Source organism: Methylobacterium sp. Leaf118, assembly GCF_920984675.1.
GTDB lineage: Bacteria > Pseudomonadota > Alphaproteobacteria > Rhizobiales > Beijerinckiaceae > Methylobacterium.
In genome coordinates, this window is the sequence record NZ_CAKLBV010000028.1 from 1 (window position 1) to 13,802 (window position 13,802).

General features: G+C 71.1%; 11 protein-coding genes. 1 reads left to right on the top strand and 10 read right to left on the bottom strand.

Annotated elements, in window-relative coordinates; genetic code table 11:
* The first annotated feature begins 454 nt into the window (after window positions 1–454).
* A complete protein-coding gene (locus LW587_RS13400; RefSeq protein ID WP_232630089.1) occupies window positions 455–1,309 on the top strand; it encodes a hypothetical protein in 855 nt (284 codons plus the stop codon).
* 23 nt (window positions 1,310–1,332) lie between these two features.
* On the opposite strand, the gene LW587_RS13405 is transcribed toward LW587_RS13400, so the two are convergent.
* The 10 genes from LW587_RS13405 to recQ all read right to left on the bottom strand — a co-directional run bounded on the left by LW587_RS13405 (window position 1,333) and on the right by recQ (window position 13,521).
* Window positions 1,333–1,548 (bottom strand): hypothetical protein, encoded by a 216-nt coding sequence (locus LW587_RS13405; RefSeq protein ID WP_232630090.1) that lies wholly within the window; start codon window positions 1,546–1,548, stop codon window positions 1,333–1,335.
* Window positions 1,549–1,766: 218 nt separating this feature from the next.
* Window positions 1,767–2,666, bottom strand: a complete 900-nt coding sequence (locus LW587_RS13410) for an SMP-30/gluconolactonase/LRE family protein (RefSeq protein ID WP_232630091.1) — start codon at window positions 2,664–2,666, stop codon at window positions 1,767–1,769.
* A gap of 121 nt (window positions 2,667–2,787) precedes the next feature.
* A complete protein-coding gene (locus LW587_RS13415; RefSeq protein ID WP_232630092.1) occupies window positions 2,788–3,690 on the bottom strand; it encodes an NAD(P)/FAD-dependent oxidoreductase in 903 nt (300 codons plus the stop codon).
* A 64-nt stretch (window positions 3,691–3,754) separates the two neighbouring features.
* Complete coding sequence (gene grxD, locus LW587_RS13420) at window positions 3,755–4,090, bottom strand: Grx4 family monothiol glutaredoxin (RefSeq protein WP_232630093.1); 336 nt, start codon at window positions 4,088–4,090, stop codon at window positions 3,755–3,757.
* A gap of 91 nt (window positions 4,091–4,181) precedes the next feature.
* Window positions 4,182–4,418 (bottom strand): BolA family protein, encoded by a 237-nt coding sequence (locus tag LW587_RS13425; RefSeq protein WP_232630094.1) that lies wholly within the window; start codon window positions 4,416–4,418, stop codon window positions 4,182–4,184.
* Window positions 4,419–4,444: 26 nt separating this feature from the next.
* Complete coding sequence (purL, locus tag LW587_RS13430; RefSeq protein WP_232630095.1) at window positions 4,445–6,673, bottom strand: phosphoribosylformylglycinamidine synthase subunit PurL; 2,229 nt, start codon at window positions 6,671–6,673, stop codon at window positions 4,445–4,447.
* Between the two features lie 344 nt (window positions 6,674–7,017).
* A complete protein-coding gene (locus LW587_RS13435; RefSeq protein WP_232630138.1) occupies window positions 7,018–8,211 on the bottom strand; it encodes a hydrolase in 1,194 nt (397 codons plus the stop codon).
* A gap of 256 nt (window positions 8,212–8,467) precedes the next feature.
* Complete coding sequence (gene recD2, locus LW587_RS13440; protein ID WP_232630096.1) at window positions 8,468–10,624, bottom strand: SF1B family DNA helicase RecD2; 2,157 nt, start codon at window positions 10,622–10,624, stop codon at window positions 8,468–8,470.
* 131 nt (window positions 10,625–10,755) lie between these two features.
* A complete protein-coding gene (locus LW587_RS13445; RefSeq protein WP_232630097.1) occupies window positions 10,756–11,439 on the bottom strand; it encodes a trna delta -isopentenylpyrophosphate transferase in 684 nt (227 codons plus the stop codon).
* A 216-nt stretch (window positions 11,440–11,655) separates the two neighbouring features.
* Window positions 11,656–13,521, bottom strand: a complete 1,866-nt coding sequence (gene recQ, locus LW587_RS13450) for a DNA helicase RecQ (RefSeq protein WP_232630098.1) — start codon at window positions 13,519–13,521, stop codon at window positions 11,656–11,658.
* Window positions 13,522–13,802 lie beyond the last annotated feature (281 nt).

Sequence of the window (13,802 nt, forward strand, 5' to 3'; positions counted from 1 at the left end):
CCAGCTCACGCCAGACCCGCAAGGACGAAAACAAGCCGCCCACGTTTCTCTTTCTCAATCTCAACTTGTCAAAGAGCTGCATCTGATTTGCCAGACGCTACTACTGAAGTCAAGTGGCAATTTGCTTTGGCTGGTGCCGGTCGCTGCTTGCCGTCGTCTTCGGTAGTCTTTCCGGGCGGCCCGTTTGTCTCGTCACCGCGTCAGGAGCCGCCGTATAGGAGGGCCTGATTCCGGTGTCAACCAGCTATTTTCCGACGCTCAGGATCTCCGCCGGTCCGGACCCCGCGGAGGGCCGCTCGCGCGTGGCCCGTCCGGCCCGGCGCTGCGGTAACCGTTCGGTAAACAAACGTCCTTAACACCGCCTTCATCGGCCGCCTTCCCCGCGCGGGTAGACCTTCGCGGTGCCTGCGCTGGCGCAGGGCGGCGCCAAACCTTCATTGGAAAGCCACAGACCATGTCGGCGACGGTCGCAGCGGACAAGGGAACCGCCCCCAAGGCGGCCGAAAGCACGCTTTCGGCCGAGGAGTTGCTGAAACAGGCGGTCGGCGCCGGCCCGGAACCCCGGGTCGCCCCCGTCGAGGCACCGGCCCCGGGGACGGGCGCGCCCCGGACGTTTCGCCTCGGCGCGAACGGCCGGCTCGCCGCAGCGGCCTCGATCGCCCTGGCCTGCGGCCTCACGATCGGCCTCAACGCGGCGCCGCGGGAGCGCTCCGGCGAGGCTCTCGGTCAGCTGCGGGCCGGGATCGAGGCCGGACGGGCCGAGACCCAGCGCCTGGCCCAGGACGTGGACCGGCTCGCCCGCGCCGCGACGGCCCTGCGCGAGGCGAGCGAAGCCGCCCGCGGCGAGATCAAGGCGCTGAACACCAGCCTCACCGAGAGGATCGGCCGGACCGAGCAGGCGCTCGACCGGCGCCTCGCCGCCCTGTCGGACACGATGGTGCAGGCCGAGCGCGAGCAGAGCGTGAAGATCGCCGGCCTCGCGACGCAGATGGAGAAGAAGCCGCCGCTCCCGCCGTCACCGGTGGCGGCGCTCCCGGCCAAGGCCGAGACCAAGCCGGAGGCCAAGCTTACCGAGCCGGTCCAGACCGGCAGCCTGCCCGACAAGGCGAAGCCCGACACCGTCGAAGGCTGGGCGGTGCGGGACGTCTATGACGGGGTCGCGATCCTGGAGGATCGCCGTCGCCGGCTGGTGGAGGTCGGCGCGGGGGACGCGGTGCCGGGCGTCGGCCGGGTCGAGGCGATCGAACGCCGGGGCCGGGCCTGGGTGGTGGTGACGCGCCAGGGCGTGATCACGCCGCAGGCGTGGTGACCCTCGACCGCCCCACACAGGGATCAGCCGAGCGGCGCGGCCTCGTGAATGGGGATGGAGCCCAGGGTGCTGCCGGGCAGCGTCGGCACCAGCTCCGCCAGCATGGTGGCGCGCTCCAGGCGCGCGCGACCGCGCTCCCGCGCCTCGTCCCGCGCGGCGGCGGCCGGGTGGAGGATCATCGCCAGGAGCGCGAGATCGTCGTCCTGGCTCGTCAGATGCTTCGCTTCGAAGACTGGCATGACCGGCTCCCACCCCATCCCGGGGCACGCGGTCGCCGAGCGAGAACTCGACTGTAGGCGAGTAACGGGCAGAGCGGGAACAAGTTCCGGCCCCATCCATAATTTAACCGCAAATTCATATTTGCGCCGCGCAAGAGTTCGCTGCAGTGCGAAGGGACACCCGGCGGGCCGAATAGTGGCGGTCCATCCTCCGGCGCCGATCCGAGCCGGGCCCTCGTTCACCCGGGCGGGACGGGGGACAGCGGCAGCGTGTAGAGGCGCGCGGGGAGACCGCGGAACGGGGTCTCGATCCGGAACAGATGACCGGCCATCGGGTCGATCTGCGGGTCGCGCCCGCGCCGGCAGGTCGTGACGTAGAGCGTCGACAGATCGGGACCTCCGAAGGCGCATTTGGTCACGAGGGCCGTCGGCACGGGGACGACGCGCTCCACGGTCCCGTCCGGCCGGAAGCGGGTGATCCGCGACGCGCCGTAATGGCAGATCCAGAGATGATCCTCTGCGTCGAGGGTGAGGCCGTCAGGCTTGCCCCAGCCCGCCTCGAACCGCAGCACCGTCTCCGGCGCGCCGATGCGGTCGCCGTCGAGCCCGTGGACGCGGACGATTCCCTGGGCGGTGTCGAGGGTGTAGAGGCGCCGCCCATCCGGGCTCGGCACGGGCCCGTTGGTGACGGCCGCTCCCCCGCCGAAGCTCTGGAGCCCGCGCCCGTCGAAGCGGTGGTAGCGCCCGGTCTCGGCCTCCTCCGCATCGTCCATGCTGCCAAAATAGAGGCGGCCGTCCGGGCCGACCTGGCCGCTGTTGAGGCGGTTGCCCGCGGGCTCGCCCTCGGGCCGGACGATCGGCCGGCGGGACCCGTCGGCGAGGTTCAGGGCGGCGACGCCCGATCGGAAGCCTGCCACCACCACCGCCGGGTCCGGTGTCAGGACGGCGAAGCTGAGCGTCTCGTCGAGGGCGAGGCGCTCGGTTGTCCCGGTCTCCGTCCAGTGGCGCCAGATCGCCGGGTCCTCGATGTCGACCCAGAGGAGGGAGGCGTCGCGGGCGTCCCACACCACCTCCTCCCCGAGGGTGCAGCCGCAGGCGACCATGACGCGGGCGGGTTCGGGATGGACGATCGGGGTCATCGAGGCTCCGGGACGGGCGGGTGACCTCCGTCAACACCGGCCGGGGCGGTTGGTCTCCCGCCAAACCGGGACGAACGGAGGCGGGTCCCGGAAACCGGCCGCCCCCGCCCGGGCCGACCCGTCAGCGCGTCGTCTCGGCGAGGATCTCGGTGTTGATCGCGAAGGCCGCCATGGCGCCCTCGGCCGCCGCCACCACGGCGAACTGCACGCGGCGCGAGGCGTCGCCCGCGACGTAGAGCCCCGGCACGTTGGTCTTCTCGTAATCCCCGGTCGGCACGACCCCGCGGGCCTCGTCGAGGTCGCAGCCGAGCTGCGTCACCAGGGGCGAGGGGCTGCAGGCGAAGGGCATCACGAACACAGCCGCGCAGGGAATGTCGCTGCCGTCGCGGAAGGAGAGACGGCTCGGCCGGTCCCCGTTGCCCTCCAGCCGGGCCACGGGGGTCGTGACCACGCGGATGCGGTTGCGGGCGAGGCGGTCGCGGTCCTTGTCCGAGAGGTCGCCGTCGGTGCCGTCGGTGCAGAGGGTGACGTCCTGGCTCCAGCCCGAGAGTTCCAGGGCGACGCCGCAGCCGCCATGGCCCCGTCCGTAGGCGATGAGGGGGCGGTCGCGGACCTCGTAGCCGTCGCAATAGGGGCAGGAATGCACCCCCGTGCCCCAATAGGTGGCGAAGCCCTCGATCTCAGGGATGTCCTGGGACAGGCCCGTCGCGAGGATGAGGCGGCGCGCCCGCTCGCGGCGCCCATCCGCCAGGGCGATCGCGAACCCGTCGCCGTCGCGGAGGGCTTCGACCACCTCGATCGTCCGATGCTCGACGGTGTCGTAGCGGGCGAGGTCGGCGCGGGCCCGGGCGCGCAGCTCGGCCGGCGGGGTTCCGTCGCGGGTGAACAGCCCCCAGGTGGCGGGGGTGCCGGCGTTGCGGGGCCGGTCGGCGTCGCAGATCAGGACCCGTCGGCGGGCGCGGCCCAGGATCAGGGCGGCGTTGAGCCCGGCCGGGCCGCCGCCCACGATGATGACGTCGTGCATGAAGCCTCCCGCGGGGTCCCCAGCGGGAGCAAGCGCGCGGGAGGAGTGGGGTTCCGCGCGCGGCTCAGGCCGCGGACTTCACCGGCACGCCCTTCTCGGACAGGAATTGCTGCAACTCGCCCGACTGGAACATCTCGCGGGCGATGTCGCAGCCGCCGACGAACTCGCCCTTCACGTAGATCTGCGGGATGGTCGGCCAGTTCGAGTAGGCCTTGATGCCGTCACGGATGCCCATGTCGTCGAGGACGTTGACGCCCTTGAACGGCACGCCGAGGTAATTGAGGATCTGAACGACCTGGCCGGAGAAGCCGCACATCGGGAATTGCGGCGTGCCCTTCATGAACACGACCACGTCCTGGGACTCGATCTCGTTCTTGATCGCGGTGTTGATGTCGCTCATCGGAAATGTCCTCGTCGGCGTGTCGTCGGGTTCAATGGCTTGAAGTCAGGTGAGCCCGGCAGAATTCAAGGCCGGACCGCCCCCGGCATGGTCAATCCTGAGGAACGCCCGTGGTCAGCGCAAGAGCGTGGAGCACACCGCCCATGCGCCCCTGGAGCGCGCCGTAGACCATCTGGTGCTGGGCCACCCGGGTCTTGCCCTTGAAGGCGGAGGAGATGACGGTGGCGGCGTAGTGGTCGCCGTCGCCAGCGAGATCCTTGATCTCGACCGTCGCGTCGGGCAGCGCCTCGCGGATCATCGCCTCGATCTCGCGCGCATCCATGGGCATGGGGGTCTCTCGCTCTCGACTTCGTGTCAGGCCGCCGGGGCGGCCGGCTGGCTCGCCATGTAGGACGGGAACCAGCCCTCGTGGGCCTCCCTGAGCTCGTCCACGGATATGGTCTCGCCGTCGGGCAGTACCAAGATGTCCCCGCCGACGATGCCGACCGTCGCGGCGTCGATCCCCTGGGCGGAGGCGCTGTAGAGGAGGTCGGCGGCGGCCTCGGCCGGGACCGCCACGAGGTACCGGGCCTGATCCTCGCCGAACAGGTAGGCATGGGCCGGCAGCCTCTCCTGCGGGACGGCGGGAAGCGCCGCGCCGATCCCGCCGGCCATCGCCATCTCGGCCAGGGCCACGGCGAGGCCGCCGTCGGACAGGTCGTGCACCGTGTCGGCGATGCCGGAGACGATCAGGCTGCGCACGAAGTCGCCGACCTTCCGCTCGGCGGCGAGATCGACCGGCGGCGGCGCGCCCTCCTCGCGGCCGAGGATCTCGGCGAGGTAGAGCGACTGGCCGAGCCAGCCCTCGTGGCGGCCGAACAGCACCAGCACATCGCCCTCGCGCTTGAGCGACAGGGTGGCGTAGCACTCCACGTCGTCGAGCACGCCGACGCCGCCGATGGTCGGGGTGGGCAGGATGCCGACGCCGTTGGTCTCGTTGTAGAGCGAGACGTTGCCGGACACGACAGGGAAGTCGAGCGCCCGGCAGGCTTCGCCGATCCCCTGGAGGCAGCCCACTAGCTGTCCCATCACCTCGGGTTTCTCGGGGTTGCCGAAATTGAGGTTGTCGGTGATCGCGAGGGGGCGCCCGCCGACGGCGGTGATGTTGCGCCACGCCTCCGCCACGGCCTGCCGGCCGCCCTCGACCGGATCGGCCTCGCAGTAGCGCGGCGTCACGTCGGTGGTGAGCGCGAGTCCCTTCGGGCCGTCCTCGACCCGAACGATCGCCGCATCGCCGCCGGGCTTCTGCACGGTGTTGCCGAGGATGAAGTGGTCGTATTGCTCGTAGACCCAGCGCTTCGAGGCGAGTTCGGGCGAGCCGATCAGGCGCTTGAGCGCCTCGGCGTTCGGCACGGGCGCCGCGACGCTCGCGGCGGCGATCACCGGATGGTGGGTGTTGGCGATGTGCGGGCGGTCGTAGAGCGGGGCCTCGTCGCCGAGTTCCTTGATCGGCAGATCGGCCACCGTCTCGCCGTTGTGCTTGATGACGAAGCGGAGCGTGTCGGTGGTGTGGCCGATGACCGCGAAGTCGAGGCCCCACTTCACGAAGATGGCCTCCGCCTCCGCTTCCATGCCGGGCTTGAGCACCATGAGCATGCGCTCCTGGCTCTCGGAGAGCATCATCTCGTAGGGGGTCATGCCCTCTTCGCGGGTCGGCACCTTCTCGAGATGCAGCTCGACGCCGAGATCGCCCTTGGCGCCCATCTCCACCGCGGAACAGGTGAGACCGGCCGCGCCCATGTCCTGGATCGCGATGACGGCGCCGGAGGCCATCAGCTCCAGGCAGGCCTCGAGTAGCAGCTTCTCGGCGAAGGGATCGCCGACCTGCACGGTCGGACGCTTCGACTCGCTGGCCTCGTCGAACTCGGCGGAGGCCATGGTCGCGCCGTGGATGCCGTCGCGGCCGGTCTTGGAGCCGAGATAGACGATCGGGTTCCCGATGCCGGTCGCCGCCGCGTAGAAGATCGCGTCGGTGCGGGCGAGGCCCACCGCCATGGCGTTGACGAGGATGTTGCCGTCGTAGCGCCTGTGGAAGCCGACGAGCCCGCCGACGGTCGGGACGCCGAAGGAATTGCCGTAGCCCCCCACGCCGGCGACGACCCCCGAGACCAGATGGCGGGTGCGCGGGTGGTCCGGGGAGCCGAAGCGCAGGGCGTTGAGCGCCGCGATCGGCCGCGCGCCCATGGTGAACACGTCGCGCAGGATGCCGCCGACGCCGGTCGCCGCGCCCTGATAGGGCTCGATGAAGCTCGGGTGGTTGTGGCTCTCCATCTTGAAGACGCAGGCCAGCCCGTCACCGATATCGATGACGCCCGCATTCTCGCCGGGGCCCTGGATCACGTGCGGGCCCGTGGTCGGCAGGCCGCGCAGGTGCTTGCGCGAGGACTTGTAGGAGCAGTGCTCGTTCCACATCGCCGAGACGATGCCGAGTTCGGTCAACGTCGGCTCGCGGCCGACGAGGGCGCGGAAGCGTTCGTACTCGTCGGGCGTCAAGCCGTGCTGGCGCACGAGGTCGGGGGTGATCGGAACATCGTTGCGAAACATCCGCAGCCCTTGCCAGTCCCCTTTGCCGCAGGAAAGCCCCGCGGGCACGATCACGCAACCCACGACGAGCGGGACCCGCCCGTCCGGGCGTCTGGTCCGGTGCGGGGACCGCTCTAGAGCGGAACGCCACGGGCTGCAAACGCGGAACGGCGTTGCAGCATGATCGCGCGCGATCGAGTTGCCGGTTTTCCTCAGCTTGCCTCTGCGGCACTTGCCCCGGTTCGGGCGGGCCGCTCCAGACAGACAATGCGGAGAACGGCCGGGATCTCGGGATGGGACGCGGTCGGGCGCCACGCGATCCCATCCGGCTCGGGAGCCGGAGGCCGGCTCGTCAGGCCGAGGCCCTAGCCGTCCTGCGGCCGATCGGCGATTCGGGCGACCGCCGCGTGGATCGGCTCCGGCCCGGCCACGAAGGCGGCGTAGTCGAAGGCCTGGGGCGCGCGGCTCGACATCAGAAGCTGGAAATGCATTCGAAACAGGTTCCAGCGCCGCCTTGCCACGATGTCCGGCTCGATCAGATCCTCGATCGGCACGCGCAGGACCGCGATGCGGCCCGGGGACGGAGCCGGGAGCCCGGAGGCGCTGAGCGGATCGCGCAGGTGGATCGACAGCCAGTCCCACTTGGCCCGCACGTCGAGCCAGCCGATGCGGGTCTCGGCGCCGATCCGGGTCAACGCAGCCCGGGCCCCCTTGGCCCGGTCGTCAAGGGTGATCCAGGGCGTCACGCTGCCGATGGTGACCAGCGTCACCGGCGTGCCGCGCCCGCCGAAACCCGGATCCTCCGCGAGGATGCGGTCGAGGACCTCGAGCGCGAGGAAGCTCGACGAGGAATGACCGATCACCACGATCTCGGTGGAGGCCCCTTCGGCGGCGCGGATGCGCGCGGCCCAGGGGCCGAGCCGCTCGCGCATCGCGGTCTCGCGGCCCGAGCCGTGGTCGTGGGTGAAGGCGGTGTCGTCGACGAGGTGGGCCACGTAGAGCGGCCTGCCGCGCGTGAGGCGCATCACCACGCCGAGGATCGCGTAGGCGAGGAGCGGCACCAAAGCGACCACCGCCAGGGGGGGCAGGCCGGCCAGCGGCGTCAGGGCCACGAGCCCGAAGGCCAGCGTGAGGCTCAGCAGGATGAAGGCGAGGTAGAGGAGGTGGACGCCGAGGATGACCCGGTGGAAGCGCCGCCCCTCGCGCCGCAGCGCTGTGAGATAGCCGCTGCGCCACAGCCGCCACCACAGGACGGGCAGTTCCGCGAGCCGGCGAAGGTTGCGGCGGGGAAACCGCGCGCGCACGATGTCGTCCCAGCGCAGCAGGCTGTAGCGGACCCGCGTCGCCGCGCCCTCGACCTCGCTCGTCACATCCCAGTCGAGGCTGATGTCGTCGCCGGAGCGGGTGGGCTCGCCGACGGTGATGCGCAGACCCCGGCGCTCCGCCGTGATGCGGCTCTCCCGGCGGAACAGGCCCCAATAGGTCTCCGGCGCGCGCGGGTCGAAGCCCGGCAGGTAGAAGACCTGTCGCGCCGGCTCTGTGTCGTCGGAGCGGGAAATGGCGGCCTCTCGCGGGAACGGCGCGGCCCGCCGGCCGCCTCACCCGCGCTGCCTACACGATCGGTTGCGCGCAAAGCGAGGGCAAAAACGGCCACGGCCACGGCTTCGCACCCGGGGTCGGCACGCCCTCGCCCTCCGCGGCCCCCGTCGCTCGTCCCATCGTGACCGGAGGGCGCAGCCCGGGCGACCGCCGCGCCGCTTGGTTCGAGCGCCGTAGCGCGACCCGTCCGAGAGCCCGGCTGGGGCGTCGCCCGCCTCACCCCGCCTCCAGCCACTCCCGGAGCTTCGTCCAGCGCCGCCGGGACGCGCCCTCGCGCACCGCCCTGCGGATCGCCTGGGTCTGGCCGATCAGCACGACGAGGCGGCGCCCGCGGGTGAGGCCCGTGTAGAGGAGATTGCGGGCGAGCATGGTGCGGTGCTGCATCACCACCGGGATCACCACGGCGGGATATTCCGAGCCTTGCGCCTTGTGGATCGTCGTGGCGAAGGCGGGCACCAGCGTGTCGAGTTCGGCGAAGGGATAGATCACGGCACGCCCGTCGAAATCGACGCGCACCGCCTCCTCCGCGAGGTCGACCCCCGCGATCGTGCCGAGATCGCCGTTGAAGACGTCGCGGTCGTAATCGTTGCGGGTCTCCATCACCCGGTCGCCGGGGGCGAAACGCCAGCCGAATCGCTCGACCTGGACCGGCGGGTCCGGATTCAGCACCGCCTGGAGCCGGTGGTTCAGGTTCCGGCTGCCCAGGGATCCGCGGATCATCGGCGTCAGCACCTGGATGTCCCGGGCCGGATCGAGGCCGAAGCGGCGGGGGATGTGGCGGGACACGGTCTCGACCAGGGTCTCGACGCCGGCCTCCGCGTCGTCGATCGTGACGATGTGGAAGTCGCTCGGCGCCCCCCGGGGCGGCGCCTCGGGCACGTGGCCGGCATTGACCCGGTGGGCGCTGACGACGATCCGGCTCTCGGCGGCCTGGCGGAAGATCTCGGTGAGGCGGGCGACCCGGACCCGCCCGGACGCGATCACGTCGCCGAGCACCTGCCCCGGCCCGACGGAGGGAAGCTGGTCCACGTCTCCGACGAGGATCAGGCCGGCCCGCTCCGGCACGGCCTTGAGGAGCGCGTGCATCAGCGGCAGGTCGACCATCGAGGTCTCGTCGATCACGACGAGGTCGGCATCGAGGGGGTTCGCCTCGTTCCGCCGGAAGCCCCCATGGGCGACGTCGATCTCCAGCAGGCGGTGGATCGTGCGCGCCTCCAGCCCGGTCTGCTCGGTCATGCGCTTGGCCGCGCGCCCGGTCGGCGCGGCCAGCAGCACGCGGACACCCTTGGCCGAGAGGATGCGCAGGATCGCGTCGAGGGTGCTGGTCTTGCCGACGCCCGGCCCGCCGGTCAGCACGCAGAGCTTCGTCGACAGGGCGAGCCGCACCGCCTCGGCCTGGGACTCGGAGAGCGCCTTGCCGGTCCGCGCCTCGACCCAGGGACGGGCGCGGGCGAGGTCGATCGACGGCCAGGGCGGGGTGCCCTCGGCCCGGTCGAGGAGGCGGGCGGCCACCGCGCGCTCGGCGCCGTGCAGGCCTTTCAGGAACAGGCCAGGCTCGCCGGCCAGGGTGTCGGCCACGACCTCGCGCCCGTCGCGCAGGGCGAGCGCCGCGGCGCAGCGCACGAGGTCAGGCCCGACCTCGAGCAGGTCGGCCGCCGCGCGCACCAAAGCCGCGACGGGCAGCCCGCAATGGCCCTCGTCCATGGCCTTCTGGAGCGCATCGCTGATCCCGGCGGCGAGCCGCTGCGGCGCCTCGCGGGGCAGGCCGAGCCGCAGCGCGATGGCATCCGCCATGCGGAAGCCGATGCCGCGGATGTCCCGGGCGAGGCGATAGGGATCCTCGGCCATCACCCTCAGGGAATCCCGGCCGTAGGTCCGGAAGATGCGGGTCGCCCGCGCGGTGCCGACGCCGTGGGCGTGCAGGAAGATCATGATGTCCCGCACCGCCCGCTGCTCGGCCCAGCCCATGACGATGCGGGCGGCGCGGGCCTTCCCGATGCCCTCGACCTCGGTGAGGCGCGCGGGCGCGGCCTCGATGATCTCGAACACGGCCTCGCCGAAGGCCGCGACGATGCGCTTGGCCATCATCGGGCCGATGCCGCGCATCTGGCCCGAGGCGAGGTAGCGCTCGATGCCCTCGATGCCGGTCGGCGGCGTGACCTGCAGGGTCTCGGCCCGGAACTGGAGCCCGTGTTCGCGATCGGTCGTCCAGCGGCCGGACGCCGTCAGCCACTCGCCCGCCGCGATGGCGGGGGCGTGGCCGATCACCGGCACGAGGTCGCGCTTGCCGCGGGCATGGACCTTGAGCACGCAGAAGCCGGTCTCGACACTGTGGAAGGTCACCCGCTCGACCGAACCCGCCAGCACATCCATGCATCACCCGATCGAAGGTTTCGAAAGGCGGAGTCCTTTCGCGGGTCCAGCGCTGAGCCCCGGCCGGCGGAGCCAACCGGGGGCTCAGCCCCAAACCCCTCCAAAGGGATGATCCCTTCGGGAACCCGGACTTACGCGGCGCGTCCGCGGGCCGGCTTCTTGGCCGGCGGCCAGCCGAGCGCCCGCAGGCGGGCTTTCGCATAGTCGCGCACCTCCTCGCGGGTGCCGGTCGGCATGGCGTTGAGGAGGCCTTGGGTCCGCTCGTCGAGCATCAGGTCGGTGACAGCGTTGATCGAGGCGGCCTCGTCGATGAGGCGCTTGAGGTCGGCCTCCTGCTCGGTGACCTCGTCGAAGGCCGGAGCGGCATCGAAATCCTCGTCCACGGCCCGGATCGCCATGGGCTGGTTCTGGCGGAACTCGTCGGCCTCCTCCTCGGAATAGACGAGGCCGTGCAGCTCGATCAGCTTGAGGATGACCCGGTCCTTCGCCCGCTTCTCGGCCATGGCGTAGACATAGGCCGCCTGACGGCCGGAGACGCGGTAGTTCACGTTCACCAGCGCCTCGCCGATCGACCACTCGACCCGCTCCTCGCCCGCCTTCTCGCCGGGCATGCGCCCCGTGACGAGAATCACCGCCTCGTCGCGCTCCGAGCGGATCAGCGTCGGCGGATCGAAGCGCAGCCGGGTATGGGCGGCGATCCGCTCCAGGGTCTTGTGGTAGATCACGGCGGTGCCCTGCACCCGCCAGACATTGCCCGCGAAGGGCTCGCCGTAGCGCACGAGGATATCGGCGATCTGCTTGTCGGCGGTTCTCATGGTGCGTCCCGGGTTGGGGGTCGAGCCCGCGAGCGAAAGGGCGCCGGAGCGGCGCCTGTTCTCTTTTTGTTCTTGTCCTGATTTATATGTGGATAAGTGTGGACGGCGCAACGTCCCAGTCTGCGGCAGGCCGTCGCTGGCGCGCGTGTGCGGCCTGTGGATAGCCTGTTGAAAAAGGGTTCGGGGCGGCCCGTGCTCCGGGGCCGCCCGGCCGGATCAGCCCGGCGCCGACCGGCCGGGCCCCGAGGCCTCGGCGAGGAAGTCGCGGATCGCGTCGGTGAAGCGCTCGCCATAGGCGTCGCGTTTGCGCTCGCCGACGCCGTGGACCGAGCGCAGCGCCCAGAGGTCGACCGGCTTGGCGCGCGCCATCTCGATCAGGGTGCGGTCCGGAAACACCATGAAGGCGGCGATGCCGTCCCCGCGGGCGATCGTGGCGCGCAGGCCCCGCAGATGCTGGAACAGGGCCTCGTCGGCCTCGTTCAGGCCCTCCGCGCCGTCCTCGGTGCGGGCGCTGGAACGCCGGCTTCGCGGCTCGGCCTTCTTCGGCTCGGGGTCGGGGCGAACCTGGACCGTCTCGCGGCCGAACAGGATCGCCTCGCCCTTCTCGGTCATCACGAGGCCGCCATAGCCGTCGCTGTTCTCGGCCACCGCCCCGGCGGCGAAGAGCTGGCGCAGGAGGGCGCGCCAGGCGGCCACGGGCTTGTCGGCCCCGACGCCGAAGGTCTTGAGCGCCGCGTGGCCGTTGCGGCGGATCGGCTCGCTCTCCTTGCCGTGGACCACGTCGCAGACATAGGCCGCGCCGAAGCGCTGGCCGGTGCGCACGATCGCCGAGAGCAGCTTCTGCGCCGCCACGGTGCCGTCGATGAGGGGGACGCCGCCCCGGCAGAGATCACAGCGACCGCAAGGGTCGCTCGCCTCGCCGAAATAGCCGAGCAGGGACTGGCGGCGGCACGTCGCGCCCTCGCAGAGCGCGATCATCGCCTCGAGCTTGCGCCGCTCGACCCGGCGGCGTTCGTCGGGGATCTCCTTCTCGTCGATCTGGCGACGGCGCAACGCCATGTCGTCGAGGCCGTAGAGGGTGAGCGTGTCGGAGGGCAGCCCGTCGCGGCCCGCTCGGCCGATCTCCTGATAGTAGCCCTCGATGTTAGTCGGCATGTCGGCGTGGCAGACGTAGCGCACGTCCGGCTTGTTGATGCCCATGCCGAAGGCGATCGTGGCGGTCATCACCACGCCGTCCTCCTGCAGGAAGGTGTCCTGGTTCTTCGCCCGCGTGCCCTGGTCGAGCCCGGCATGGTAGGGCAGGGCGTTGAAGCCGTCGGCCTTCAGGGTGTCGGCGAGCTGCTCCACCCGCTTTCGCGACGAGCAGTAGATGATGCCGCTCTCCGAGCGCCGGTTGCGCAGGAAGCGCTCCAGCTGCCGCGTCGGGTTGTCCTTCGCCTGGAAGGTCAGGCGAATGTTCGGCCGGTCGAAGGAATGGACGAAGGTTTTCGGCGGGCGGCCGGCGGGAAACAGCCGCTCGGCGATCTCGGCGCGGGTGGCGGCATCCGCCGTGGCGGTCAGCGCCAGGGTCTGCACGTTGCCGAGGGCCTCGCGGGCCCGGGCGATCTCCCGGTATTCCGGCCGGAAGTCGTGGCCCCATTGCGAGACGCAATGCGCCTCGTCGACCGCGAGCCGGCGCACCCCCACGCTCTGCAGGGCCTCCATGCAGCCGTCCATCAGGAGCCGCTCGGGCGAGACGAACAGCAGGCGCAGGGCGCGCGCGCGGATCTTTCGCCACGTCTCCCGCGCGGTGACCTCGGCCACCGTCGAATTAAGGGTCGCCGCCTCGATGCCGAAGGCGTGCATCTGCTGCACCTGATCGTGCATCAGGGCGATGAGCGGCGAGACCACCACGGTCAGCCCGTCATCGACGAGGGCGGGCAACTGGTAGGTCATCGACTTGCCCGAGCCCGTCGGCATCACGGCGAACACGTCGTCGCCGTCGAGCACGGCAGCGATCACCTCGTCCTGGCCGGGCCGGAAATCGTCGTAGCCGAAGGTTTTCTGGAGCGCGGCACGGGCCTCGGCGAGGCGTGAGGTCATCGGGTCTCGGAGGCTCGAGCGCGGGGGAAAGGACGTGGCTTACACCGATCCAGGATGGGGTCTACCCTATGGGGGCAATGCCGCAATGGCCGCCGAGGCGTCGCCCCATGCCCCTTGTGATCGACGAGGGGACCGATCGACGGGCCCAGCCTCTGGCGGCTCTGCTGCGGATCGAGAAGATCGAGGCCGTGCGGGGCGCCGCGCCTCAACGGGCTGCGGCGCTCCGATACGTCAGCCGCGAGCGGAGTCGCGCCACACCGGCCGAAGACGGATCGTGCGGC